Annotated in this window: 26 protein-coding genes; 17 read left to right on the top strand and 9 right to left on the bottom strand. The window is 54.0% G+C overall.

Features of this window, described 5'->3' with window-relative positions; all coding sequences use genetic code 11:
- Position 1: 1 nt before the first annotated feature.
- Positions 2–916: an ABC transporter permease subunit gene (locus ACEPLT_RS14015; protein WP_008500397.1), complete on the bottom strand. Its 915-nt coding sequence runs from the start codon at positions 914–916 to the stop codon at positions 2–4.
- Positions 917–1,015: 99 nt separating this feature from the next.
- Positions 1,016–2,137: a branched-chain amino acid ABC transporter substrate-binding protein gene (locus ACEPLT_RS14010; RefSeq protein ID WP_008500398.1), complete on the bottom strand. Its 1,122-nt coding sequence runs from the start codon at positions 2,135–2,137 to the stop codon at positions 1,016–1,018.
- Positions 2,138–2,561: 424 nt separating this feature from the next.
- Between ACEPLT_RS14010 and ACEPLT_RS14005 the strand changes: the two genes are divergently transcribed.
- Positions 2,562–3,230, top strand: coding sequence for a YecA/YgfB family protein (locus tag ACEPLT_RS14005; RefSeq protein WP_023293977.1), 669 nt, complete (start codon positions 2,562–2,564; stop codon positions 3,228–3,230).
- A 33-nt stretch (positions 3,231–3,263) separates the two neighbouring features.
- Here the strand turns inward: ACEPLT_RS14005 and tyrP are convergent, their stop codons facing one another.
- Positions 3,264–4,475, bottom strand: coding sequence for a tyrosine transporter TyrP (tyrP, locus tag ACEPLT_RS14000; protein WP_206805299.1), 1,212 nt, complete (start codon positions 4,473–4,475; stop codon positions 3,264–3,266).
- A 229-nt stretch (positions 4,476–4,704) separates the two neighbouring features.
- Between tyrP and ACEPLT_RS13995 the strand changes: the two genes are divergently transcribed.
- A complete protein-coding gene (locus ACEPLT_RS13995; RefSeq protein ID WP_023325536.1) occupies positions 4,705–5,046 on the top strand; it encodes a hypothetical protein in 342 nt (113 codons plus the stop codon).
- Between the two features lie 36 nt (positions 5,047–5,082).
- Here ACEPLT_RS13995 and ftnA read toward each other — a convergent pair whose 3' ends face one another.
- Both ftnA and yecR read right to left on the bottom strand, forming a co-directional pair.
- Positions 5,083–5,580 carry a non-heme ferritin gene (gene ftnA / locus ACEPLT_RS13990; RefSeq protein ID WP_008500403.1) on the bottom strand — a complete coding sequence of 166 codons (498 nt, stop codon included), beginning with the start codon at positions 5,578–5,580 and terminating at the stop codon, positions 5,083–5,085.
- A 203-nt stretch (positions 5,581–5,783) separates the two neighbouring features.
- Entirely contained in the window at positions 5,784–6,122 is a 339-nt protein-coding gene (gene yecR / locus ACEPLT_RS13985) for a YecR family lipoprotein (RefSeq protein ID WP_021240460.1), read from the bottom strand.
- Between the two features lie 234 nt (positions 6,123–6,356).
- Here yecR and azuC point away from each other — a divergent pair, with 234 nt between their 5' ends.
- Together azuC and ACEPLT_RS13975 are read left to right on the top strand one after the other, a co-directional pair.
- A complete protein-coding gene (gene azuC / locus ACEPLT_RS13980) occupies positions 6,357–6,440 on the top strand; it encodes a stress response protein AzuC (RefSeq protein WP_014884364.1) in 84 nt (27 codons plus the stop codon).
- Between the two features lie 108 nt (positions 6,441–6,548).
- The gene (locus ACEPLT_RS13975; RefSeq protein WP_008500405.1) at positions 6,549–6,800 is read left to right on the top strand and encodes a DUF2766 family protein; all 252 of its coding nucleotides are present in this window, start codon (positions 6,549–6,551) and stop codon (positions 6,798–6,800) included.
- Positions 6,801–6,842: 42 nt separating this feature from the next.
- On the opposite strand, the gene ACEPLT_RS13970 is transcribed toward ACEPLT_RS13975, so the two are convergent.
- Together ACEPLT_RS13970 and ACEPLT_RS13965 are read right to left on the bottom strand one after the other, a co-directional pair.
- A complete protein-coding gene (locus ACEPLT_RS13970) occupies positions 6,843–8,186 on the bottom strand; it encodes an anaerobic C4-dicarboxylate transporter (protein WP_008500406.1) in 1,344 nt (447 codons plus the stop codon).
- Between the two features lie 156 nt (positions 8,187–8,342).
- Positions 8,343–8,846 (bottom strand): non-heme ferritin-like protein, encoded by a 504-nt coding sequence (locus tag ACEPLT_RS13965; RefSeq protein WP_008500408.1) that lies wholly within the window; start codon positions 8,844–8,846, stop codon positions 8,343–8,345.
- A gap of 788 nt (positions 8,847–9,634) precedes the next feature.
- Here ACEPLT_RS13965 and araF point away from each other — a divergent pair.
- The 5 genes from araF (at position 9,635) to otsA (ending at position 15,590) form a co-directional block, all read left to right on the top strand.
- The gene (gene araF, locus ACEPLT_RS13960; RefSeq protein ID WP_008500409.1) at positions 9,635–10,624 is read left to right on the top strand and encodes an arabinose ABC transporter substrate-binding protein AraF; all 990 of its coding nucleotides are present in this window, start codon (positions 9,635–9,637) and stop codon (positions 10,622–10,624) included.
- Between the two features lie 71 nt (positions 10,625–10,695).
- Complete coding sequence (araG, locus tag ACEPLT_RS13955; RefSeq protein ID WP_008500410.1) at positions 10,696–12,210, top strand: L-arabinose ABC transporter ATP-binding protein AraG; 1,515 nt, start codon at positions 10,696–10,698, stop codon at positions 12,208–12,210.
- Positions 12,211–12,221: 11 nt separating this feature from the next.
- A complete protein-coding gene (gene araH / locus ACEPLT_RS13950) occupies positions 12,222–13,211 on the top strand; it encodes an L-arabinose ABC transporter permease AraH (RefSeq protein WP_175430159.1) in 990 nt (329 codons plus the stop codon).
- Positions 13,212–13,387: 176 nt separating this feature from the next.
- Positions 13,388–14,191 (top strand): trehalose-phosphatase, encoded by an 804-nt coding sequence (otsB, locus tag ACEPLT_RS13945; protein ID WP_045908184.1) that lies wholly within the window; start codon positions 13,388–13,390, stop codon positions 14,189–14,191.
- The gene (otsA, locus tag ACEPLT_RS13940; RefSeq protein ID WP_232928673.1) at positions 14,166–15,590 is read left to right on the top strand and encodes an alpha,alpha-trehalose-phosphate synthase; all 1,425 of its coding nucleotides are present in this window, start codon (positions 14,166–14,168) and stop codon (positions 15,588–15,590) included. The genes otsB and otsA overlap by 26 nt, the downstream gene beginning before the upstream one ends.
- Before the next feature lie 15 nt (positions 15,591–15,605).
- Here otsA and uspC read toward each other — a convergent pair whose 3' ends face one another.
- Positions 15,606–16,034, bottom strand: a complete 429-nt coding sequence (uspC, locus tag ACEPLT_RS13935) for a universal stress protein UspC (protein ID WP_045908186.1) — start codon at positions 16,032–16,034, stop codon at positions 15,606–15,608.
- A 795-nt stretch (positions 16,035–16,829) separates the two neighbouring features.
- Here uspC and flhD point away from each other — a divergent pair.
- From flhD to cheW, 6 genes are all read left to right on the top strand, one after another.
- The gene (gene flhD / locus ACEPLT_RS13930; protein ID WP_232928670.1) at positions 16,830–17,180 is read left to right on the top strand and encodes a flagellar transcriptional regulator FlhD; all 351 of its coding nucleotides are present in this window, start codon (positions 16,830–16,832) and stop codon (positions 17,178–17,180) included.
- Between the two features lie 2 nt (positions 17,181–17,182).
- Positions 17,183–17,761 (top strand): flagellar transcriptional regulator FlhC, encoded by a 579-nt coding sequence (gene flhC / locus ACEPLT_RS13925; RefSeq protein WP_008500416.1) that lies wholly within the window; start codon positions 17,183–17,185, stop codon positions 17,759–17,761.
- A 123-nt stretch (positions 17,762–17,884) separates the two neighbouring features.
- The gene (gene motA / locus ACEPLT_RS13920) at positions 17,885–18,772 is read left to right on the top strand and encodes a flagellar motor stator protein MotA (RefSeq protein WP_008500417.1); all 888 of its coding nucleotides are present in this window, start codon (positions 17,885–17,887) and stop codon (positions 18,770–18,772) included.
- On the top strand, positions 18,769–19,698 hold the full coding sequence (gene motB, locus ACEPLT_RS13915) for a flagellar motor protein MotB (protein WP_032658606.1): 930 nt from the start codon (positions 18,769–18,771) through the stop codon (positions 19,696–19,698). The genes motA and motB overlap by 4 nt, the downstream gene beginning before the upstream one ends.
- A gap of 4 nt (positions 19,699–19,702) precedes the next feature.
- The gene (gene cheA / locus ACEPLT_RS13910) at positions 19,703–21,739 is read left to right on the top strand and encodes a chemotaxis protein CheA (RefSeq protein ID WP_232928668.1); all 2,037 of its coding nucleotides are present in this window, start codon (positions 19,703–19,705) and stop codon (positions 21,737–21,739) included.
- 19 nt (positions 21,740–21,758) lie between these two features.
- A complete protein-coding gene (gene cheW / locus ACEPLT_RS13905; protein ID WP_008500420.1) occupies positions 21,759–22,262 on the top strand; it encodes a chemotaxis protein CheW in 504 nt (167 codons plus the stop codon).
- Positions 22,263–22,545: 283 nt separating this feature from the next.
- Here the strand turns inward: cheW and ACEPLT_RS13900 are convergent, their stop codons facing one another.
- On the bottom strand, positions 22,546–23,811 hold the full coding sequence (locus tag ACEPLT_RS13900; RefSeq protein ID WP_008500421.1) for a dicarboxylate/amino acid:cation symporter: 1,266 nt from the start codon (positions 23,809–23,811) through the stop codon (positions 22,546–22,548).
- Positions 23,812–24,241: 430 nt separating this feature from the next.
- Here ACEPLT_RS13900 and ACEPLT_RS13895 point away from each other — a divergent pair, with 430 nt between their 5' ends.
- Both ACEPLT_RS13895 and ACEPLT_RS13890 read left to right on the top strand, forming a co-directional pair.
- Positions 24,242–24,814 carry a Csu type fimbrial protein gene (locus tag ACEPLT_RS13895; protein WP_032675048.1) on the top strand — a complete coding sequence of 191 codons (573 nt, stop codon included), beginning with the start codon at positions 24,242–24,244 and terminating at the stop codon, positions 24,812–24,814.
- A gap of 12 nt (positions 24,815–24,826) precedes the next feature.
- A complete protein-coding gene (locus ACEPLT_RS13890) occupies positions 24,827–25,375 on the top strand; it encodes a Csu type fimbrial protein (protein WP_032635222.1) in 549 nt (182 codons plus the stop codon).
- Positions 25,376–25,391 lie beyond the last annotated feature (16 nt).

Raw genomic sequence — 25,391 nt, 5'->3', positions numbered from 1 at the left:
CTCACACTTTAGCCACAATCGGGCGCCCAAGCAGGCCCTGGGGACGGAAAATAAGGATCATGACCAGCAGGCCGAACGAGAAGACATCTTTATAGTCCGAGTTCACCATGCCCGAGAACTGCGCTTCCGCCACGCCCAGGATAAGGCCGCCGAGCATGGCGCCGGGGAGGGAACCGATGCCGCCCAGTACCGCCGCCGTGAAGGCTTTAATGCCGATCACGAACCCGACGTAGAAATCAAAGGTGCCGTAATTCATGGTGATCAGCACCCCCGCCAGGCCCGCCATCGCCGCGCCGATGACGAAGACCAGCGAAATAATCCGGTCGGTGTTAATCCCCAGAATGGAGGCCATTTTGCGATCCTGCTGCACCGCACGGCACATCCGCCCCAGCCGGGTACGGTTGATTATCCAGGTGAGCACCAGCATGCCGGCAAACGAGGCCACCAGAATAAACACTTTGGTGTAGGTTATCTGCACGAACCCTTCGCCCAGATGCAGGCGAATCACGCCGTCCAGCATGGTTGGCACCCCTTGCTGGCGCGGGCCCTGGCTCAGCTGCGCGTAGTTTTGCAGAATAAGCGATATCCCGATGGCGGAGATCAGCGGTGCCAGGCGCGTGGAGTTGCGCAGCGGCTTATAGGCGATACGCTCGATGGTCCAGCCGTACACCCCGGTGACCACAATGGTGAACACCAGCGTGCCGAGGATCAGCAGCGGGAAGGACTGCAGGCCGAAGAACGAGAGCAGCGCCAGGCCAATGGCGCAGAGATAGGCGGAAATCATATACACTTCGCCGTGGGCGAAATTAATCATGCCGATAATGCCGTACACCATGGTGTAGCCGATGGCGATCAGGCCGTAGACGGAACCCAGCGTTAAGCCATTGATTAACTGTTGCAGGAAGAATGTACTCATTTTAGCGCGCTCGTTTTATAGGCTGCGCGAGCCGCGCAGCCTGATGTTTATTACGCGCCGACGGGCGAGCCCATCGACGTTGAGCGTGACTCCGTCCCGTTACTCCACTTCCTTATATTTTCCTTTGTCGTCCCACTGGTAAACCACGTAGTCAGAGACTTTCAGATCGCCTTTGCTGTCCCAGGCTTTTTTGCCCATCACCGTGTCGACGGAATTGGCCTTCAGCCACTCGCTGGCTTTGGCAGAGTCCTTGCCGCCGGTGGCCTTGAAGGCCGCGGCAATCGCCTGTACCGAGGCGTAGGAGTAGAGGGTGTAACCTTCCGGCTCGAATTTACCGGCGCGGAATTTCTCGATTACCGCTTTGCCGTCCGGGATCAGGCGCGGATCTTTACCGAAGGTCATGTAAATGCCATTGGTATATTGCGGGCCGCCCGCCGCGGTCACCATCTCTTCGTTGACGATACAGTCCCCGGAGAAGAATTTCGCCTGCACGCCCTGCTCACGCATCTGGCGAACCAGCGGGCCGGCTTCCGGATGACAGCCCCCGAAGAACACGACGTCCGGTTTTTGCGCGCCGATCTTAGTGACCAGCGCGTTAAAGTCTTTTTCACCGCGGGATAACCCCTCGTACATCACATCCTGAACCCCGCGTTTCGCCAGCGCCGCTTTGGTGGCGTCAGCCAGGCCCTGACCATAGGTGTCTTTATCGTGAATAATCACCACCCGTTTGGCTTTCAGCTTGTCGATGATGAAGTCGCTGGCCACCTGGCCCTGCTGGTCATCGCGGCCGCACATGCGGAACATGTCGCTCATGCCGCGTTCGGTGATCAGCGGGTTGGTTGAACCGGGGGTAATAGCGATGATCCCCGCATCGCTGTAAACCTCGGAGGCGGGCATGGTGGAAGAGGAGCAGAAATGACCGACCACGGCGTTGACTTTATCCTGGTCGACTAAGCGGTTGGCCACCGCCACCGCCTGCTTAGGCTCGCAGGCGTCATCCCCCTGAACCAGTTTGATCTTCTCGCCGTTAATGCCGCCGGCGGCGTTAATGTCTTCAGCGGCCTGCGTTGCGCCGTGCCAGTACTGATCGCCATAGGTGGCATTAGGACCCGTGAACGGTCCGGCCACGCCAATCACGATATCTGCCCTGGCGGAAAACGCCGTCACCAGGCAACCGGCCAACACGAGAGAAAGCGGAGTTCTGATAAATTTCAGCGACATTATTATGTTCCTTAGCAAAGAGGTTTTTGCACCACGGCGTAAACCCGAACGCCCGACGGCGCAGCCAATCCGAAACACGAGCAAGAACAAAATGCACTAAACGAACAAGATACAGACGGCATCCTGCATATACGGCGAGGTTTCCCTGCGCAGCGTCGCGCGAAGAACATTAAGCAAAAACGTTGCCAGAATGGTTAACCCATTGACGGGCCTGTGACATGTTTGAGTATAGAGCGCCGCGTTATGCCGCCTTGCGGGAGGAGAAGAAATTACAGCGGAGATCACATATCGTTAACAATAAAGCCCATAAGTTGTGCAAAGGTCACGATTTGCACGTTTTTGCAGCAATAAAGACCTAAACTTCAGCCCGGAGAGGCGTGAGATATGTGTTAGGATCGTTTCCTTTTTATCAGGAGTGTCAGCGATGACTGAAGGCCCATTAAATGAAAGCGAAATGGCGTGGCTTGAAGAGACGTTAATGTCTTACGGTCATGACGATGCGTCCGTGCTTGACGTGTCTGAACTGGACGGCATGTTTACCGCAGTGCTTTCCGGTCCTGTTGTCGTTGAGCCAGATACCTGGCTGGTGGCGGTGTGGGGTGGCGAGAAATACATTCCGCGCTGGAAAAACGATCGCGAGATGAACCGTTTTATCGATCTTTGCTTTAAGCATATGAACGATATTGCCGAGCGCCTGAGCGAATATCCGGACCAGTTTGAACCGATGTTTGGCTATAACGACATTGACGGTGAGAGCTATACCGTAGTGGAAGAGTGGTGCTACGGCTACATGCGCGGCGTGGCGCTGACGGACTGGTCAGCCTTGCCGGACGAGCTGAAGGCCGATCTGGATGTGATTGCGCTGCACGGTAGCGAAGAGATCGGCGACCAGCTGGATGAATTGACCGAAGAAGAATATACCGCCAGCATTGAACGTATTCAGCCTGCGGCGCTGCGCTTGTATAACTACTGGGTGAACAATCCGCAGCAGCCGGAGGTGAAGAAGCCGATGGTGAACGGCACGAAGGTTGGGCGTAACGATCCGTGTCCTTGCGGCAGCGGGAAGAAGTTCAAGAGCTGCTGTTTGCACTGATAAAAAAGGGGCTGATGACAGCCCCTTTTTTCATTAACCCACTTCCGGCAGCATTCCCGCCGCAATCAGTACCTGCACCAGAATAATCACCACCCCACAGCCAAACACAATGCACAGCAGCGGTTTTCCTCCCGCCACGCGGTAACCCTGCTGCGGATGCTGCTGGCGGCTCTTCCACGCCAACAGGGAAGGGAGGAGCAGGGCAAGGACCGAGAGCGCCACCCCCGCATACCCCAGCGCCATTACAAACCCGCGTGGATAAAACAGCGCAAAGGCCAGCGGCGGCAGGAAGGTGATGGCCCCGGTCTGTAATCGTCCTGCGGCGGTATTGCGGCGCTGGAACAGGTCGGCCAGATAGTCAAACAGGCCAAGCGCCACGCCCAGAAACGAGGTTGCCAGCGCCAGGTCGGCAAAGAGGTGTACCGCCAGCTCCACGTGCGGGGAGGTGACGACCTCGCGCAGCGCCAGCAGAAAACCGTTCAGGCCTGCGTGCTGTGCCATCAGGCCAATAAAGGTTGAAGAGTCGATGCTGCCCAGGGTCACCAGCTGCCAGAAAATGTAGGCAATCAGCGGGATCGCGCTGCCGATAACAAAGACGCGGCGCAGCTTGCGAATATCGCCGTTCATATAGCTGACGATGCTCGGCACGCTGCCGTGGAAGCCAAACGAGGTGAAAATGACCGGGATAGCGGAAAGCGCCAGCCCTTTTTCCAGCGGCAGCGTCAGCAGATTGACCTGATGAACATGCGGTGCCAGCAGGACCAGCATGACAATCAGGAACAGAATTTTGGCGCTGAACAGGAAACGGTTAAACAGATCCACCAGCGATGTTCCCACACAGACCACGCCGCCGCCGATGAGCGCAAAGAAGATGGCGCCCGTCGCCGGGGTAATGTCAGACCCAAACCAGTCGTTAACGCTGGAAGCGATCAGCTCCCCGGCCCCGCTGATGTAGGCGGCGGTCAGGGCGTACATCAGGAACATCATGCTGAAGCCGGTTATCCACTGGCCGTAGCGTCCCATGTAGCGCGCCGCGAGGGAACCCAGACCGGTATCGGCGGGCACATGCTGGTAAACCTCAAGCAACAGCAGGGCGGTGTAGCACATCAGCGCCCAGAGCGTCCCCAGCAGCAGCAGGGTCATGCCAAATCCCACGCCCGCGGCTGCCAGAGGCATTGCCAGCATTCCTGCGCCAATCGTCGTTCCGGCGACGATAAAAATACTTCCCAGAGTTCTGTTTTTCACGCTTTCCTCTACAACGCTTCTTAACCGCGACAAAATCTGCGGCGCAGAGTAAGGGAAAAGCTGTAACTCGTCAAATCACCGTTACAAGTGGTGTAATGAATTTTTTACACATTATTGATCCTCTGACCCTTTATAGGCTTCCGCCTACTACATGAGGGCAATGTTGCTGAGCAACATTTCGGCGTAACGTAAACAATTAATATAAATTATCAAATAAAGTGAGGGTTTTATGGCGGGGGAGAATCCTTTTACCGCGGCATGGAGCCGTGGAGGCAACCTGTTGTGCCATGGCCACTGGATAATCCACTGGCAGAACCAGCCCCTGATACTTCCGGAGTCCCGCCGCGAAAAAGATATGGGCACCTGGGGAATCTATTCGGTTATTGATCCTGAGGATGAGACCTTTGCACAAGGCTTACAGGAAGATGAGTGGATCATAGCGAATGTCGACTGGTTGACGGATATGTTCTACGAGAGGGGTATTGCGCTGGAGACGGCCAGCTACCGCTATTTTTACCAGGCCGTGAATCCCCACGACTGGCGCTGCACCAGCTGCGCTGGGTGTATGTAAATTAACGCGGTGCAGGGAACCCGCACCGCGCTGAAATTAATTCTGCGTATCCAGCGTGGAAAGTTCTTTATCAATAAAGTAAAGACCTTCGCCTGATTTCCCCACCAGAGATAATTTATCCAGCACGGATTTAAACAGCTTCTCTTCTTCATGCTGTTCGGCGACATACCACTGCAGGAAATTGAAGGTTGGATAATCCTGGCTGGTCATCGCGGCATGAACCAGTTCGTTAATTTTCTGGGTGATCAGCTGCTCGTGCTCGTAGGTGGCGCGGAACAGTTCATCGAGAGAATTATATTCAGCAAATGGAGATGCCACGGTTTCAATGCGCGGCAGGCTGCCGGTATCCGTCAGATAATCAAACAGACGCTGCATGTGCGTCATCTCTTCCTGCGCGTGACGACGCAGAAACGCGGCAGCGCCTTCGAAGCTGTGATAACTGCACCAGGCGCTCATCTGCTGGTAGAGAAGGGATGAATACAGCTCAAGATTCATTTGTGCGTTGAGCTTGTCGATCATTTCAGTTTTCAGCATGGTGGCGCTCCGGGTTATTATTTCTGGTTCACAATGAGCGACACTATAATTTGTTATTTAATTATTTGCAAAACGTAAAATATTTATTTTATTTATTTAAAATACGGATGGGAATAAAACGCATTGGCGATTTTATCATTTATTAATGAGAATTGTTTTTGTTCGTAATGAAATAAACTGCCAGCCTGCGCTGGCAGTCTGGATTAATACCACGGATTGTTTGACTTAGGGTTAACGGCATAACCCATACATTTATACTGGATAGTCACGCTCTCGTTCAGACACAACGAGCCGCTAATGAGGGTGCAGGTTTTAATGGGCTGACCATAGGCTGAGGCAGTGGCGTACCCCATGCTCTGACACGCTTTTGCCGCCGTACCGTTATTCACATACTCATCGGAATACGCATTTTGCAGCGCTGCCTGACCGTAGTTAAGGCGGACGATGCCGTTCGGCGCATCGAGGCTGCTGACTTCAGCCTGGCGGTTAATGCTGCACCCCGCGAGCAGGAGGAGTGTGCCGGCTACAATGACTCTTTTCATGGTTCGCTCTGAGTGGATGGAAATACGTTATCGTACCCGCAGATGCCCGCCGCAATGGCTGGAATAGCCGGACAATCTGCCCTCACTCTTCGCAACGGGTCGATGGTGAACGCGATCAGACCCCATTCTGATTAAATTGTGATTTCTATCACAAAAGCATTGATTTTTGTGATGGTGGTCATATTATAGGCGCATTGACGATAAAGTTGTATAACAAGTTGATGGAGCATCACTGTGAAACTGCGCAAAATCCTGAAAAGTATGTGGGCCAATTACTGCCGCACGTTCAAAGACGTGCCGCCGGGCGCCATGTTCTGATAAAAAAAACCTGCTTCGGCAGGTTTTTTTATACCTGCAGACGTTGAAGGGAAGATGTCAGGGGGCGTGTTTTGATACTATGGCGGCCTTTAAATAAGGAGAAACCCCATGTCACAAAACCTGAGCGCCGATCAGGAACTGGTCTCTGACGTTGTCGCCTGCCAGTTGGTTATCAAACAAATCCTGGATGTTCTGGACGTGATTGCGCCGGTTGAAGTGCGCGAGAAGATGTCTACCCAGCTGAAAAACATCGATTTCGCCAGCCATCCTGCTGCCGCTGACCCGGTAACGCTTCGTGCGATCCAGAAAGCCATCGCGCTGATCGAGCTGCGATTCACGCCGCAGGGTGAGTCCCACTGACGCAGGGAAATGGGCGACGGAGTGCGTCGCCCTTTGATGTTATCAGAAGAACGTCTGGACCAGCAGGTAGCTCGCGGCACACGCGCAGCTTACCCCAATCAGCCCTGGCAAAATAAAGCTGTGGTTGATGATAAATTTACCGATGCGGGTCGTGCCTGACCGGTCAAAGCCGATGCAGGCCAAATCGCTGGGATAGGTCGGCAGGACAAAATAGCCGTAGGACGCCGGGAAAAAGGCGATCAGCATTTTCGGGTCGATGCCCAACATCAACCCCATCGGCGCCACCGCCGTCAGCGCCGCCGCCTGGCTGTTCACCAGTTTTGACACCAGAAACAGCACAATCGCATATGTCCACGGGTGGCTTTTCACCACGCCTTCCAGGGCCAGCTTTAACTCGTCGAGATGCGCCTGGAAAAAGGTATCGCTCATCCACGCCACGCCGAATACCGAGAAGATCGCAACCATACCGGCCTTGAACACCGCGCCGTTGGAAATCGCGGAGGCATTGACCTTACAGGCCATCAGCATCACGGCACCCGCAATTAGCATCATCATCTGGATGACAAGGTTCATCGACAGCGCCGTCATTTTGCCTTTCAGTTCAAAGGCGGGGCGCAGCTCAGGGAAGGCCCCCAGCAGAACGACCACGGCAATGCCGGCAAAGAAAATCCACGTGGACCAGTAGGCCTGTTTTGGGAAACGCTGATTCATTAACGTCTCTGTTCCGCCGTAGATAAACTCGCGCTGCTTAGGATCTTTTAGCTTTTCCTGAAACTCCATGTCGTCCGCCAAATCTTTCCCGCGCCGTAAACTCCACAGTGCAGCAATAGCCACGCCGAAAAGTGAAGCGGGAACCGACACGGCGAGAATTTCCAGAATTCCCCACGCGTGGCCGATCCCATGCTGGGCCGCCAGGATGGACACCAGCGACACGACGGCAACGGAAACGGGGGAGGCCGTGATCGCCATCTGCGACGCGACCGATGCCACGGCCATAGGGCGCTCCGGGCGGATCCCTTTTTTCAGGGCGATATCCGCAATAATCGGGAACATGGTGTAGACCACATGGCCGGTGCCGCACAGAAAGGTCAGCATCCAGGTGGTAAACGGAGCGAGCAGGGTGATGTGCTGCGGGTGTTTGCGCAGCAGACGTTCCGCAAACTGCATCATGACGTTGAGACCGCCCGCCGTTTGCAGGGTAGCGGCACAGCCAATCACCGCGAGGATGGTCAGCATGACGTCAACCGGCGGTTTACCCGGCTGCAGACCAAAGACGAAACATAAAATAAAAAGACCAATACCGCTGATTAACCCAAGCCCCATACCGCCGAAACGCGTACCCGTCAGCAGGCAGAGGAGAATGACAACAAACTCAATGGTGATCATGATGCTCCCTCGTCAATGATTATGTAATTAAATAAATCATCACACGTTGTGTGGTTAATCATTGGGAGCCAGATCTGATTTGTTAAATTTCAGCAAAAGCAGAAGGTTGGAGAGGGGAAGGGGACCTGCTCCCCGGGACGGAAGCAGGCCAAAAACTCAGTGGTGCTGCACCGCCACAATGTCGAGCAGGTGACGGTCGGTTTGCTCAGGACATAAGCCTGCCTGCTGCGCGTTATGCAGCTCATCCGCCAGCGTCTTCAGCAGCAGGCCATCCTGCTGCTGCTCTTTATCCATATCGCGTAAGAATCTGAGCGTCGTAATGTCCTGCTGCGCTTTGGCTTCATCGGCCAGTTTGTTGAGGGTGCTGCAGCGTTGTTCATACTCTTCAAGCGTTTTCTGAAACAGTTCTTCCAGACAAGAGTAGCTCTCGTTTATCCCATCAAGGGCTTTAACGACAGGGTTTGCCCCTGCAGCTTTCAGGAAGTTAAAAACGCGCATCATATGGGTGACGTTACTTTGTGCCTGAGAGCGAAAGAAGGTGGCAGAGCCCGTGAGGCTATTCTCAGCGCACCAGGCACTTAAGTGAAGGTGCAGGTTGGAGGCGTAGAACTCAAGGTTCATCTGCGCGTTAAGTTTTTGCATCATCGTTTGGGTAGCCATACTCATATCCTTATTGACGGTGGGACGTGATGTCCGTTGCTTAACCTGAGCACCAGGCAAGTACGAAGAAAAAGAGCAGAAATACGCTTTCTGCAGTAAACGAAGTCGACCGAAATTCACTTCCTGTGTTCGATATAAATAAGCATACCCTTGTCTTTGGTCTAAGAAAACTCTTAAATTGGCTGTGTTTACCATACATTACAAACTTTAATATAGTACAGAAATACAATTAGCTCGCCATAGATCAGTGTTTAGATAATCCTCTGATAATCAACATTTTTTATCGAAGAGATATGCTGTTACTCTTTCGGGAATATTAAACCGGAATAATGCTCCGTAAAAAAATGAATCAGGGATTAATTATTCCGTATATCAGGTGCATTAATAAAATTGCGCTAAATCAAATTCTGTGGAGTAAATAATTTTCAGTGCGTGTGGCATTTTTGATGGAAAACATACTGCACTTTTCTGACGTCCGGCGTTCTCGTGCCCGATCCGGGGCATCAGGGATATCTTAGCTAATCTTATGGATAATCCTGCTTACCCTCATTTCATTTGTCTGACAAATACTGCCTTTTTTATGTCATTTTTCGCTGAATTTATGTACGCAATTACTGTAATTCTGCGGTGTGATGGGGCTCTCTTATGGATGATTAATTTCCCGCTAAAACTATCACCAGCAATAACGCTTATAACGAGGTAAGCGCTAATGCCTTGTTTTAAGTCCGATTAAATAAGAAGCACGCACATATTCCCTACAGAAAAGAAAGCTAAAGCTGGAGTTTACCATGCACAAATTTACTAAAGCGCTGGCGGCCATCGGTCTGGCTGCCGTTATGTCACAATCCGCTATTGCTGAGAATTTAAAGCTCGGTTTTTTGGTAAAACAGCCCGAAGAGCCCTGGTTCCAGACGGAGTGGAAATTCGCCGATAAGGCCGGGAAAGATTTAGGTTTTGAAGTGATTAAAATCGCCGTGCCTGACGGTGAGAAAACCCTGAATGCCATCGACAGCCTGGCGGCCAGCGGTGCGAAAGGCTTCGTTATCTGTACGCCGGATCCAAAGCTGGGCTCGGCCATCGCGGCAAAAGCCCGCGGTTACGACATGAAGGTCATTGCCGTTGACGATCAGTTCGTGAACGCCAAAGGCAAGCCGATGGACAGCGTCCCGCTGGTAATGATGGCCGCGACAAAAATCGGCGAACGTCAGGGCCAGGAACTCTATAAAGAGATGCAAAAACGCGGCTGGGACGTCAAAGAGACCGCAGTGATGGCTATTACAGCGGATGAGCTGGACACGGCGCGTCGTCGTACAACCGGGTCAATGGACGCGCTGAAGGCGGCCGGTTTCCCGGAAAAACAAATCTACAAAGTCCCAACCAAATCTAACGATATCCCGGGCGCTTTCGACGCCGCCAACTCCATGCTGGTTCAGCATCCGGAGGTCAAACACTGGCTGGTGGTCGGCATGAACGACAACACCGTGCTGGGCGGCGTGCGCGCGACGGAAGGTCAGGGCTTCAAGGCACCTGACGTGATCGGGATTGGCATCAACGGCGTTGACGCCGTCAGCGAGCTGTCCAAAGCGCAGGCCACCGGCTTCTACGGCTCACTGCTGCCAAGCCCGGACGTTCACGGCTATAAATCCAGCGAGATGCTCTACAACTGGGTCACCAAAGGAGCTGAACCGCCGAAATTTACCGAAGTGACCGACGTGGTGCTCATTACCCGCGACAACTTCAAAGAGGAGCTGGCGAAAAAAGGACTGGGCGGGAAGTAATACGCGGTGATTGTGCCCCTCATCCTGCATGAGGGGCCTGACGTACACACTACAGGAATCACGGAGACGTTATGCGACAGTCTGATCCGTATCTCTCTTTTCGCGGCATCGGGAAAACCTTCCCCGGTGTGAACGCGCTGACCGATATCAGCTTCGACTGCTATGCCGGCCAGGTTCACGCCCTGATGGGGGAAAACGGTGCGGGAAAATCCACGCTGTTGAAAATCCTCAGCGGCAACTACTCGCCAACAACCGGCACGCTGGCGATCCGCGGCGAAGAGGTCTCTTTTGCCGATACCACGGCGGCGCTCAATGCCGGGGTGGCCATTATCTATCAGGAGCTGCACCTCATCCCTGAGATGACCGTGGCGGAAAACATCTATTTAGGACAGCTCCCGCACAAAGGCGGCGTGGTGAATCGTTCGCTACTTAATTATGAAGCGGGGCTGCAGCTAAAACACCTGGGGCTGGACGTCGATCCCCAGACGCCGCTGAAATATCTCTCCATCGGCCAGTGGCAGATGGTTGAAATTGCCAAGGCGCTGGCGCGTAACGCCAGAATAATTGCCTTTGATGAACCCACCAGTTCGCTCTCGAAGCGGGAAATCGAAAATCTGTTCCGCGTGATCCGCGAATTGCGTCAGGAAGGCCGGACGATTTTGTACGTTTCGCACCGCATGGAAGAGATATTTGCTCTCAGCGATGCCATCACCGTGTTTAAAGATGGACGCTATGTGCGCACCTTTACCGACATGGCGCAGGTGAACCATGACCAGCTTGTTCAGGCGATGGTCGGACGCGATCTGGGTGATATCTATCACTGGCAGCCTCGCCAGTACGGCCCTGAGCGTCTGCGCCTCGATAGCGTAAAAGCGCCGGGCGTCAGAACGCCGATTTCGTTATCCGTACGCAGCGGTGAAATCGTCGGCCTGTTTGGTCTGGTAGGCGCGGGGCGTAGCGAATTGATGAAAGGGCTGTTCGGCGGTACCCGTATTACCGATGGGCAGGTCTCCATTGACGGCGAGCGGGTAGACATTCAGAAACCGGCCCACGCGATCGGGGCGGGAATGATGCTCTGTCCGGAAGACCGGAAAGCAGAGGGCATTATTCCGGTGCACTCGGTACGCGACAACATCAATATTTCCGCCCGCCGTAAGTTTATTCGCGCAGGTTGCCTGATAAACGATAGCTGGGAGTCGAGTAATGCCGACCACCATATTCGTTCACTGAATATCAAAACGCCGGGTCCGGAACAGCTGATCATGAATCTGTCAGGCGGAAACCAGCAGAAGGCCATTCTGGGCCGCTGGCTGTCGGAGGACATGAAGGTCATCTTACTGGATGAGCCGACGCGCGGTATCGACGTGGGGGCAAAACACGAGATTTATAACGTGATCTATGAGCTGGCAAAACGCGGCGTGGCGGTGCTCTTCGCCTCCAGCGATCTGCCGGAGGTGCTGGGCGTGGCCGACCGCATTGTGGTGATGCGTGAAGGCGAAATTGCCGGCGAATTACTTCATGAACAGGCGAATGAACAACAGGCGTTGAACCTCGCCATGCCTAAAGTTAGCCAGGCCGTCGCCTGAGTAAGGAGTTAATGATGTCCTCTGTTACTACATCCGGAGTGCCGAAGTCGAAGTCGGCGTTGAGCGTTGGGCGTATCTGGGATCAGTACGGCATGCTGGTGGTCTTTGCCGCACTGTTCGTCGCCTGCGCGATCTTTGTTCCCAATTTTGCCACCTTCATTAATATGAAGGGGCTGGGTCTCGCCATCTCCATGTCCGGGATGGTGGCCTGCGGGATGCTGTTCTGCCTGGCCTCCGGCGATTTTGACCTGTCGGTGGCGTCGGTGATTGCCTGCGCAGGCGTCACGACGGCCGTGGTGATCAACATGACGGAGAGCCTGTGGATTGGCGTCCTTGCTGGTCTGTTACTCGGCGTCATCAGCGGTCTGGTGAACGGTTTTGTCATTGCGCGCCTGAAGATTAACGCCCTGATCACGACGCTTGCGACAATGCAAATTGTCCGCGGGCTGGCCTATATCATTTCCGACGGTAAAGCGGTAGGGATTGAAGACGAACGCTTCTTCACGCTAGGGTACGCCAACTGGCTGGGTCTGCCTGCGCCTATCTGGCTGACGGTGGCCTGCCTGATCCTGTTCGGCTTCCTGCTTAACCGGACCACCTTTGGTCGTAATACGCTGGCGATTGGCGGTAATGAAGAGGCCGCCCGTCTGGCCGGGGTGCCGGTGGTGCGCACCAAGATTATTATCTTTGTGCTTTCAGGACTGGTTTCTGCCGCGGCGGGGATTATTCTGGCGTCGCGTATGACCAGCGGCCAGCCAATGACCTCTATCGGTTATGAGCTGATCGTTATTTCAGCCTGCGTGTTAGGGGGCGTTTCCCTCAAGGGCGGCATCGGAAAAATCTCATATGTGGTGGCCGGTATCCTGATTTTAGGGACGGTAGAGAACGCCATGAACCTGCTGAATATTTCGCCGTTCTCGCAGTACGTGGTGCGTGGTCTGATCCTGCTGGCAGCGGTGATTTTCGACCGTTACAAGCAAAAAGCGAAGCGTACCGTGTAACCGTTTTGCACCTCTTTTATTGCTCAACTTATAACCATAGTTGACCCCTTAACCGCCCCGCCAGTTTTATTGGCGGGGCGGTTGTCAAATGGCGAGCGACGTCACACTGTCTATACTTACATGGCTATGAAAGAGGTAAAGGCGTTTGCCTCTGGTCAACCGTAAGGAGGAAAAGGGTGGCTGACTTGTTAACCGCACCGCCTGTACTGCCCGGACACTATGCTTTCTTTTTTGATCTCGACGGCACGCTCGCCGGGATAAAACCGCACCCCGATCAGGTGTCTATTCCGGAGGCGGTGTTACAGGATTTGCATCAGCTCTCGCTCATGAATGAGGGAGCACTGGCATTGATCTCAGGGCGCTCAATGGCCGAGCTGGATCTGCTCGCCAGTCCATACCACTTTCCGCTGGCCGGTGTACACGGAGCGGAGCGCCGCGACATCCATGATCAAACGCATATCGTTTCACTCCCCGACGCACTCACGCAAACGCTCCAGAAGCAGCTCTCTGCTGCGCTGGCAGACCTGCCTGGCACCGAGCTGGAAGCCAAAGGCATGGCCTTTGCCCTGCATTATCGCCAGGCGCCGCAGCATGAAGCTGCCGTGCTTGCGCTTGCGCAGACGGTTGCGGATGAACATCCACAGCTGGCGCTGCAGCCGGGCAAATGCGTGGTGGAGTTAAAGCCTAAGGGGATTAATAAAGGCGCAGCCATCGCCGCATTTATGGCGGAGGCACCTTTTAAGGGCCGGACGCCTGTTTTCTTTGGGGATGACCTGACCGACGAGGCCGGGTTCCGTGTGGTTAATCAGGCCGGAGGGATCGCCGTTAAGGTAGGGCCTGGTGACACTGTCGCCGAATGGCGGCTGGCGGATGTCGCCAGCGTCTGGCAGTGGGTATCTGATATCGCTAACCAGCAACAACAACAAATAGCGCAAAACAAAGGGGGAAACCATTATGGGTCGCTTAGTCGTCGTCTCTAACCGAATCGCACCGCCTGATGATAAAAAAGCCAGTGCGGGTGGCCTGGCGGTAGGGGTGTTAGGTGCCTTGAAAGCCGCTGGCGGGCTGTGGTTTGGCTGGAGCGGAGAAATCAGTGAAGAAGAGAAACCGCTCAAAAAAGTGACGCGCGGGAACATCACGTGGGCGTCGTTTGCACTGAAAGAGAAAGACTACGACGAGTATTACTCGCAGTTCTCGAATGCCGTCCTGTGGCCGGCGTTTCACTATCGTCTTGACCTGGTCAAATTCCAGCGTGAATCCTTCGAAGGCTACGCGCGCGTGAATGCGCTGCTGGCGGATAAACTGCTGCCTTTAATAGAAGAAGACGATATTTTATGGATCCACGATTATCACCTGCTGCCGTTCGCCAGAGAGCTGCGAAAGAGGGGAGTGAATAACCGGATTGGCTTCTTCCTGCACATCCCGTTCCCGACGCCGGAAATTTTTACCGCGCTGCCGCCGCATGAAGAGCTGCTGGAGGCGCTGTGTGACTACGATTTGCTGGGCTTCCAGACGGAAAATGACCGACTGGCATTCCTTGACTCCGTGTCAGGGAAAGCGCGTCTGGTGACCAAAGGCGGGAAAACCCATACGGCGTGTGGAAAAACGTTCCACACCGAAGTGTATCCAATAGGGATTGAACCTGACGAAATCGCGGAGCAGGCCTCTGGCCCGCTGCCGCCAAAGCTTGCGCAGCTTAAGAATGAACTCAAGCACGTGAAAAATATCTTCTCGGTCGAGCGTCTTGATTATTCCAAAGGTCTACCGGAGCGCTTCCTGGCATATGAAACGCTGCTGGATAAATATCCGGAGCATCACGGTAAAATCCGTTATACCCAGATTGCGCCGACGTCGCGCGGTGAGGTTCAGGCCTATCAGGACATTCGCCATCAGCTGGAGACAGAAGCAGGGCGGATTAATGGCCGCTACGGGCAACTGGGTTGGACGCCGCTGTTTTATCTGAACCAGCACTTTGACCGTAAGATCCTGATGAAGGTCTTCCGCTACGCGGACGTCGGCCTGGTGACGCCGCTGCGCGACGGGATGAACCTGGTCGCGAAAGAATACGTGGCGGCGCAGGACCCCGCCGATCCGGGTGTGCTGGTGCTCTCCCAGTTTGCCGGGGCCGCAAATGAGCTCACGTCGGCGCTGATTGTGAACCCTTACGATCGCGATGACGTGGCTAACGCCCTGAACCGCGCGCTGACCATGCCGCTCACGGAGCGTATTTCCCGCCATGCTGAAATGATGGAGACGATCCGGAAAAACGATATTAACCACTGGCAGGCGCGTTTTATTCAGGATCTCCGCGATATCGCCCCACAAAGCCATGAAGGCGATTTACAAAAAAAGATCGCAACCTTCCCTAAACTTGCCTGATATTTCCCTGGGGGGTTAACGCCCCCCAAGCGGTACTAACAGCACATCAACCTGGCTTGACGCGACAATAGATTTCGCCGCGCAGGCCGCGCGCGATAAAAAGCTGTGGTTATGATTCCCGCATATCACTAAATCAATATTCTGTTTACGACACATATCGAGAATATGGGCATTAAGTTCTCCTGTCGCAATAACGGTCTCAAAGACGGGATAATCTGCCTTTTCTACCAGCTCGCGCAGGAATTGCTGCGTTTCCTCCTGAAGTACCTCACGAATATCCTCCAGCATAGGGGCAGCCAGCTGATTATACATCTCCGGTTCGGCCGCAAGCGTGATGAGGCTGATGCGGGCATTGTGGGGTCTGGCAATGGACACCGCCCGGGCGACGAGTTGATGGCTTTCTGGGGAAACAGCAACAGAAACAAGTAGATGGGAGTAACTCATGGCGCACTCCTTGGGTGTCTGACTGACAGCGTTTGATCACCTTTACCGCGAATTTCCGGGTTCTGCAAGGGCTGATTACGACATTAGTGTGAAGCTTATCATAATTATTCATTAATTATTCTTATAAGAAGAATAACTGAAAAATGGGCCTAAATGAAAAAAATTAACAACTTAACGTAAATCACACAAATTTATGCCTTGACTGTTGAATCGTTTTTACGCGTTACAAAATCATTTCGAATGATCACGGACTGAAACATCTTTTTTAGGCTCCCTGCATAACTCTATGTTTTTTCACGGTAAGAAAAATGTTTCCCGAAGGGGTGTTTGATGTAAATGTTTCCGCGCCACGCTCCCCGATGGAAAAGCACATTGCATGCCAGTTCTGATCCCCCTTCTGCATGAGTATTCGTCAATTAAGAATACAAAACAGTGCTGATTGGTCAATAAGTGAACAAATTACAAGTCATACTGATGGATTTATGGGTCATATTCACTTAAATTGTGTGACGTGGATCACATTTTTTTTAAATTTGAGGATGGCTGGATTGTATGTGTCAAAACTGACGAGTAGAGTTTGCGTCGAATTAGGAAAAATCTTAGTTATTTGTAAGAAATGATAAAACATGTAAGAGACGCATTCGCGTTTTCTCTCTTACGCGTTTCGATGAATACAAACCTAAATTCAACTATGCATTTAGCCTTTTCTTTTTTATACCGGGTGATTTCCCGGCGACATCACGGGGTGCGGTCTTTCCGCATAAAAATAATAGTTGGTTATTCGGGATGGGAACAATGCATACATCCGAGTTGCTAAAACATATCTATGACATCAATTTGTCGTATTTACTGCTCGCGCAGCGTTTGATTAGTCAGGACAAGGCGTCCGCGATGTTTCGTCTGGGTATTAACGAAGAAATGGCAACCATGCTGGGCGGCTTAACCCTCCCGCAGATGGTTAAACTGGCTGAAACGAATCAACTGGTTTGCCAGTTCCGTTTCGGTGATTCACAGACAATAACGCGTCTGACGCAGGAGTCCCGTGTAGACGATCTTCAACAGATCCATACCGGTATTCTTCTTTCCACTCGCTTGCTTAACGAAATCAGCCAGCCTGATGACGTAGCCCGTAAGAAAAGGGCCTAGCAATGAGCGAGAAAAGCATTGTTCAGGAAGCGCGTGACATACAGTTAGCCATGGAGCTGATTACACTGGGTGCTCGTTTACAAATGCTGGAAAGCGAGACGCAGTTGAGCCGTGGCCGTCTGATCAAACTGTACAAAGAGTTACGTGGTAGTCCCCCGCCGAAAGGCATGCTGCCGTTTTCTACCGACTGGTTTATGACGTGGGAGCAGAATATTCATGCTTCCATGTTCTGTAATGCCTGGCAGTATCTTCTCAAAACCGGTTTGTGTAGCGGCGTTGACGCCGTGATCAAAGCCTACAAACTTTACCTTGAACAATGCCCACAGCAGGAAGAAGGTCCTCTGCTGGCGCTGACCCGCGCATGGACGCTGGTGCGTTTTGTTGAGAGCGGAATGCTTGAGCTGTCGCGCTGCAACTGCTGCAACGGCAATTTTATTACCCATGCTCATCAGCCTGCAGGCAGCTTCGCCTGTAGTTTATGTCAGCCTCCATCCCGCGCAGTAAAAAGACGTAAACTTTCCCGGGATGCTGCCGATATTATTCCACAACTGCTGGATGAACAGATCGAACAAGCTGTTTAACCCGAACGTGTGGGAAAGATTCCAGCAGCGGTAAGCGATTACCGCTGCTTTTTTTTACCCCGTAAACGGTCAACGCTGCGAGCTGGACGTCCTTGCCATAGTCACTAGCGGAAGGATGATGTCGTGCTTATCTTATTAGGTTACCTGGTAGTTCTCGGTACAGTTTTCGGCGGTTACATGATGACCGGCGGGCACCTTGGAGCACTCTATCAACCGGCTGAACTTATTATCATCGGCGGCGCAGGGGTAGGGGCTTTTATCGTTGGTAACAACGGTAAATCGATCAAGGGCACGCTGAAAGCAATTCCATTGCTGTTCCGTCGCTCGAAATACACCAAAAGCATGTATATGGATCTGCTGGCACTGCTCTATCGCCTGATGGCGAAGTCGCGTCAGCAGGGCATGTTCTCGCTTGAGCGGGATATTGAAAACCCGAAAGAGAGCGAAATTTTTGCCAGCTATCCGCGCATTCTTGCTGATGCCATGATGCTGGATTTCATCGTCGACTATCTGCGACTGATCATCAGCGGCAACATGAACACCTTCGAAATCGAAGCGCTGATGGATGAAGAAATTGAAACCCATGAAAGCGAATCTGAAGTACCGGCCAACAGCCTGGCGCTGGTCGGCGACTCGCTTCCGGCATTCGGTATCGTTGCCGCGGTCATGGGGGTGGTTCACGCGCTGGCATCAGCAGACCGTCCGGCAGCGGAGCTCGGTGCGCTGATTGCCCATGCGATGGTGGGAACCTTCCTCGGTATATTGCTGGCGTATGGCTTTATCTCTCCGCTGGCCAGCGTACTGCGCCAGAAGAGCGCGGAAACCACCAAAATGATGCAGTGCGTGAAGATTACGCTGCTCTCTAACCTCAACGGTTATGCGCCACCGATCGCGGTTGAGTTTGGCCGTAAAACGCTTTACTCCAGCGAGCGTCCGTCGTTTATCGAGCTTGAAGAACACGTGCGTGCGGTGAAAAACCCAAACCAACAGACGACAACTGAGGACGCATGAAAAACCAGTCCCATCCGATCGTCATCGTAAAAAAACGCAAGCACAAGGGCGGTGGGCATGGCGCGCACGGCTCGTGGAAAATCGCGTACGCCGATTTTATGACCGCAATGATGGCGTTCTTTTTGGTGATGTGGCTGATCTCCATCTCCAGCCCAAAAGAACTGATCCAGATTGCCGAGTATTTCCGCACGCCGCTGGCAACGGCGGTGGCTGGCGGACCGCGTATCTCTAACAGCGAAAGCCCGATCCCGGGCGGCGGCGATGATTACACCCAGCAGAAGGGTGAGGTGAAAAAAGAGCCGAACATCGACGAGCTGAAGAGAAAGATGGAACAGGCGCGCCTGAAGAAACTGCGTGGCGATCTCGACCAGCTGATTGAAGCGGATCCGAAGCTGCGCGCGCTGCGACCGCATCTGAAGATTGATCTGGTGCAGGAAGGGCTGCGTATCCAGATTATCGACAGCCAGAACCGCCCGATGTTTAAAACCGGGAGTGCGGAAGTTGAACCGTACATGCGCGATATTCTGCGCGCCATTGCACCGGTGCTGAACGGCATTCCTAACCGAATCAGCCTGTCAGGACACACGGACGATTTCCCGTACGCCAGTGGGGAGAAGGGATACAGCAACTGGGAACTTTCTGCCGATCGTGCCAACGCCTCGCGTCGCGAGCTGGTGGTAGGTGGGCTTGATGATGGCAAGGTACTGCGCGTAGTCGGCATGGCCGCAACCATGCGCGTTTCCGACCGCGGGCCGGATGATGCCATCAACCGTCGTATCAGTCTTTTAGTGCTGAACCAGCAGGCGGAGCAGGCCATCCTGCATGAAAACGCCGAAAGTCAGAATGAGTCACTGGACGATTTAAAACAGCCTGGGGCCGTTCCTTCGGCTGCCGTTCCAACATCGCCACCAGCCAATCCGAGGTGATAGCGTGAGCATGGATATTAGCGATTTTTACCAGACATTCTTTGATGAAGCCGACGAATTGTTGGCCGATATGGAGCAACACTTGCTCGATTTGGTGCCCGAAGCACCGGATTCCGAGCAGCTCAATGCCATCTTCCGTGCGGCGCATTCCATTAAAGGCGGAGCCGGAACGTTTGGATTTACCATCCTGCAGGAAACGACCCATTTAATGGAAAACCTGCTTGATGAAGCACGACGCGGTGAGATGCAGCTCAATACCGACATTATCAACCTGTTTTTGGAAACCAAAGATATTATGCAGGAACAGCTCGACGCCTATAAAAGTTCGGCAGAGCCTGATGCCGCCAGCTTTGAATACATCTGCAATGCGCTGCGCCAGCTCGCGCTGGAAGCAAAAGGTGAGGTTGCCGCAGCCGTGGTTCCTGCCGCAAAACTGAGCGTTGTGGATACGGTTGCCGCGCAGGCGTCTGCCCCTGCCGACGCACCGGCAGGCAAACTGCGCGTTGTGCTGTCTCGCCTGAAAGATAATGAAGTTAACCTGCTGGAAGAAGAGCTGGGTAACCTGGCGAAATTAAGCAACGTGGTAAAAGGCAAAGACAGCCTGGCCGCGACGCTTGATGACGGTATTGGCCAGGACGATATCGTGGCGGTGCTGTGCTTTGTGATTGAAGCCGATCAAATCGCCTTCGAAACCGAAACTGTCGCAGTTGACGCTCCTGTGGCTGCGGAAGAGGCGGCTGTTGTCGCCCAGGCCGCCGCACCGGCTGTGGCCCCTGCGGCCCCGGCGCTGAAGGCGGTGCCAAAAGAAGCTGCTGCACCGGGCCGTGGTGAAAAAACTGCCGCGCGCTCCAGCGAGTCGACCAGCATCCGTGTTGCCGTTGAGAAGGTTGACCAGCTGATTAACCTGGTGGGCGAACTGGTGATCACCCAGTCGATGCTGGCGCAACGTTCAAACGAACTCGACCCGGTCACCCATGGGGATTTGATTACCAGCATGGGCCAGCTGCAGCGTAACGCCCGCGACCTGCAGGAATCGGTCATGTCCATCCGTATGATGCCGATGGAATATGTCTTCAGCCGCTTCCCGCGTCTGGTCCGCGACCTTGCCAGCAAGCTGAACAAGCAGATTGAACTGACCCTGATGGGCAGCTCAACCGAACTGGATAAGAGCCTGATCGAGCGCATCATTGACCCGTTAACGCACCTGGTGCGTAACAGCCTCGACCACGGTATCGAACTGCCGGAAAACCGCATTGCCGCCGGGAAATCGCCGGTCGGCAACCTGATTCTCTCTGCGGAACACCAGGGCGGGAACATTTGTATCGAAGTGACCGATGATGGCGCCGGTCTGAACCGCGAGCGCATCCTGGCAAAAGCGATTTCGCAGGGGATGGCGGTCAATGAAAACATGACCGACGAAGAAGTGGGCATGCTGATCTTCGCGCCGGGCTTCTCTACCGCAGAGCAGGTGACCGACGTCTCCGGGCGCGGCGTGGGCATGGACGTGGTGAAACGTAACATCCAGGAGATGGGCGGCCACGTTGAAATCCAGTCTAAACAGGGTTCCGGCACCACCATTCGCATCCTGCTGCCGCTGACGCTGGCGATCCTCGACGGCATGTCCGTCAAAGTGGCGGACGAAGTCTTTATCCTGCCGCTGAACGCGGTGATGGAATCTCTGCAGCCGCGTGAGGAAGATCTGCATCCGCTGGCGGGCGGCGAGCGCGTGCTCGAGGTTCGCGGTGAGTACCTGCCGCTGGTGGAACTGTGGAAAGTGTTCGAAGTGGACGGGGCGAAGACCGAGGCCACGCAGGGTATCGTGGTGATCCTGCAAAGCGCGGGACGCCGCTATGCGCTGCTGGTCGATCAGCTGATTGGCCAGCACCAGGTGGTGGTGAAGAACCTCGAAAGCAACTACCGCAAAGTGCCGGGTATTTCTGCCGCCACCATTCTGGGTGATGGTAGCGTGGCGCTGATCGTCGACGTGTCGGCGCTTCAGGGATTAAATCGTGAACAACGTGTGGCGTACACAGCCGCCTGATTAAGTAGAAGGTAATAACATGACCGGTATGAGTAATGTAACGAAACTGGCGGGCGAGCCATCAGGACAGGAATTTCTGGTATTCACTTTAGGCGATGAAGAGTACGGCATCGATATCCTGAAAGTGCAGGAAATCCGTGGTTACGACCAGGTTACCCGCATCGCTAACACGCCTGCGTTTATTAAAGGTGTCACCAACCTGCGTGGCGTCATTGTGCCCATCGTGGATCTGCGCGTGAAGTTCAGCCAGGGCGACGTTGACTACAACGACAACACCGTGGTGATCGTCCTGAATCTGGGGCAGCGCGTGGTGGGGATCGTGGTGGATGGCGTGTCTGACGTGCTTTCCCTGACCTCTGATCAGATTCGTCCTGCGCCAGAGTTTGCGGTCACGCTGTCGACCGAATACCTGACCGGTCTGGGCGCGCTCGGCGAGCGTATGCTGATTCTGGTGAACATTGAGAAGCTGCTGAACAGCGATGAGATGGCGCTGCTGGATATCGCCGCGAGTCACGTAGCCTAAAACAAAGCCGGGTGGCGCTGACGCTTACCCGGCCTACGTGTTTGAGTCATTTGTAGGTCGGGTAAGGCGAAGCCGCCACCCGGCGTTTTTACATCCTGCTCCACCAGCCCAGCTTCCGTGGCCACCCATACGTTAATGCTCGGGGCCGTCTTCACTGCAGGATATCGCGGCGAGTCGGGTAGCCTAAAACAAAGCCGGGTGGCGCTGACGCTTACCCGGCCTACGCGTTCGAGCCATTTGTAGGCCGGGTAAGGCGAAGCCGCCACCCGGCTTTTTCATGCCATTACGCTTCCTGCTTTACCAGTTCAGCTTCAGCTTCCGCGTCCCGCGCACCTTCATTCTGCGACAGCATGGCGGTCGCAATACCATTACCCAGAACGTTAATTGCGGAACGGCCCATATCCAGGAAGTGGTCGATCCCCATCAGCAGCAGAATACCGGCGACCGGAATGTTAAAGCTTGGGATCGTCGCAGCCAGCACCACCAGCGAGGAGCGCGGTACGCCCGCAATCCCTTTTGAGGCCAGCATCAGGGTCAGCATCAGCACCGTCACCTCAGAGAAGCTCAGATGAATGTTGTACGCCTGCGCAATAAACATCGAGGCGAAAGAGCAGTACACCATCGACCCCACCAGGTTGAAGGAGTAGCCAATGGGCAGTACGAAAGAGGCGATGTTGCGCGAGCAGCCAAAACGCTCCAGCTGCTCCAGCGTTTTAGGGTAGGCCGCTTCAGAACTGCTGGTGGTAAACGCCACCAGAACCGGATCTTTCAGCATGCTGACCAGGCGGAACACCTCTTTTTTCAGCACCATGTAACCCACGGCCAGCAGCACCATGCAGGTGAGAAGAATGGCAACATAGTAGCCGCCAATAAAGGAGGCATAGTTCAACAGAATGCCCAGGCCCTGCGTGGCGATGACGGAGGAGATTGCCGCGAAAATGGCCAGCGGCGCAACGTACATTACGTAGCCTGTGACCTTCAGCATAATATGAGAAACCACGTCCAGCGCGGCCACCAGCGGGGCGTTGAACTTCTGCCCCAGCGACGCGCCGCCAATGCCAAAGAACATTGAGAACACCACAATCTGCAGGATCTCATTGTTCGACATCGCCCCCGCGATACTGGTCGGAATGGTGTGAGACAGGAACGCTTTCAGCGTCATGCCCCCAACGGCCAGACCGGTATCCACCGCCTCGGTCGGGACGGTCAGGTTCAGTCCGCTGCCCGGATGCTCCAGCGTGACGATAAACAGGCCGACCAGAATTGAGAGCACGGATGAGCTGATAAACCATACCATCGCTTTGCCGCCCACGCGGCCAATGGTGGAGGTTTCGCCCAGCTTCATAATGCCGACGGTGAGCGTACTGAAGACCAGCGGCGCAATGACCATTTTGATCAGTCGCAGGAAAATATCGGTCAGAAGGGTAATATTATCCGACCAGGCTTTGATGGCATCCGCAGATGCATATTCATGAATTGCTGCCCCTGAAAGAATACCCGCCAGCATGAATATCACGATGAAGAGTGTGAGTTTGTTTGCACTTGCCACGAAAAAAGACCCTCTATGCGCTTCAGATGTAGCCCGCACCGATACATATAAATTTTTTATTACGACGCGGGAAATTATTCGGCACATAAATTGACGCAAAGCGTAGGGGGATACAACTCCTTTTTAAGTTTTATTAATTTTGTTGTTATTGCCCTGACGATATATTGTGATCTGCATCACACTTTAATGGATATATTCTCTCCTGATAGCATGAAAATGCTGAAAAAAATAATTTAACTCTCTGTTATTTAAGGCAATAAGAAGTCAATAAGACAAAGTGCTTATGCGTTAAGGGGCAGGTGGTCGAAGCGATATCCGTAAACTAAATTCTCAATAACCCCCCTCAGAGGAACATTAAGCGGGGCTAACATCTTGAACGACAAAAATAAAACGTGGCAAGGGAACGGAGACGTCTTCTGGAGGGTGGTAAATGAAAAGAAAACTCCTTTTGATCTGCGCAGGCACCTTACTGACTGCGACAACGGCCCATCAGGCGCTGGCCGTCACCAGTAGCGGCACCATCGGCGCGACGCTGACGCTCACGAACGGTTGTCTGATAAACGGATCGCCCACGCAAAACGGCATTAACTTCGGGACACTGGATTTCGGCACCCATCCCGCAACGTTTTCCACTCTGACCACGCAGCTCACCGGCGCCAGCGGCGGAAACACCTTCACTATTCAATGTACGACCGCCAGCTATACGGTGGCGATCACCGGCAACACCAACTCCACCGCACCCGGCACCGTTGTCGGCACCCCGGGAACCCCTGCGCGCTATCTGGTTAACACCGCCAACGCGGCACAGGGCGTGGCATACAGCCTGTACAGCGACAGCGGGTTTAACAGCGTGATTGCCAATAACACCGCGCTGCCGATCGCCTCTACGGCCGGAGGGGTGGACAGTTACACCCTCTACGGGCGTATTACCGGCGGCGGTAACAGCGTGACGGTCGTCCCGGGCACCTACACCGACACGATTAACGTCAGCGTCACCTATTAGTCCTGCACCGCCATGAAGGCAACTCTTACTGGTCTGCGCATATGCGCAGAGGGACACGTGCAGCCTTTTTTCGCGCTGATCGTCGGATTGCTGATGGCGCCCGCGGCGGAGGCGGTGACGTCACAGTCCTTTAAGGTGAGCGCGACGATTGTTCCGGGATGCGCGGTGGCCACCGGCAGCGGAGGGGTTCTCGGGACGCTGGATTTTGGCACCCATAACGGCGTCGAGAGCGCACCGGTAAGCACCAGCTTTGTGCCAAACGGGGCGTTGTCTATCGCCTGCACGCCGGGCGTGGCGCTGAGCATGAGCATTAATGGCGGACAGAATTATTCAACCGTTCGCCGCATGAAGCGCTCGAACGGCGCCGACGTGGTGGGATACCGGCTTTACAGCAGCAGCTCGCTGGCCGCGAACAGCGAAATTGGCGTCAACCAGGCGATACCGGTGACCTATAGCAACAGCAATAACATCGCGCTGCCGCTTTTTGGCGTGGCGCTACTGACCGGATTTAGCCCGGCAGGAACGTATTCCGATCAGCTCACCGTGACCTTGTCATGGTAATAAAGGGAGAGTGTTG

The organism is Enterobacter sp. fkY84-1 (genome assembly GCF_052974705.1).
Note: the sequence above shows the minus strand (reverse complement) of the source record. Positions and strands in the feature narration are given on the sequence as shown.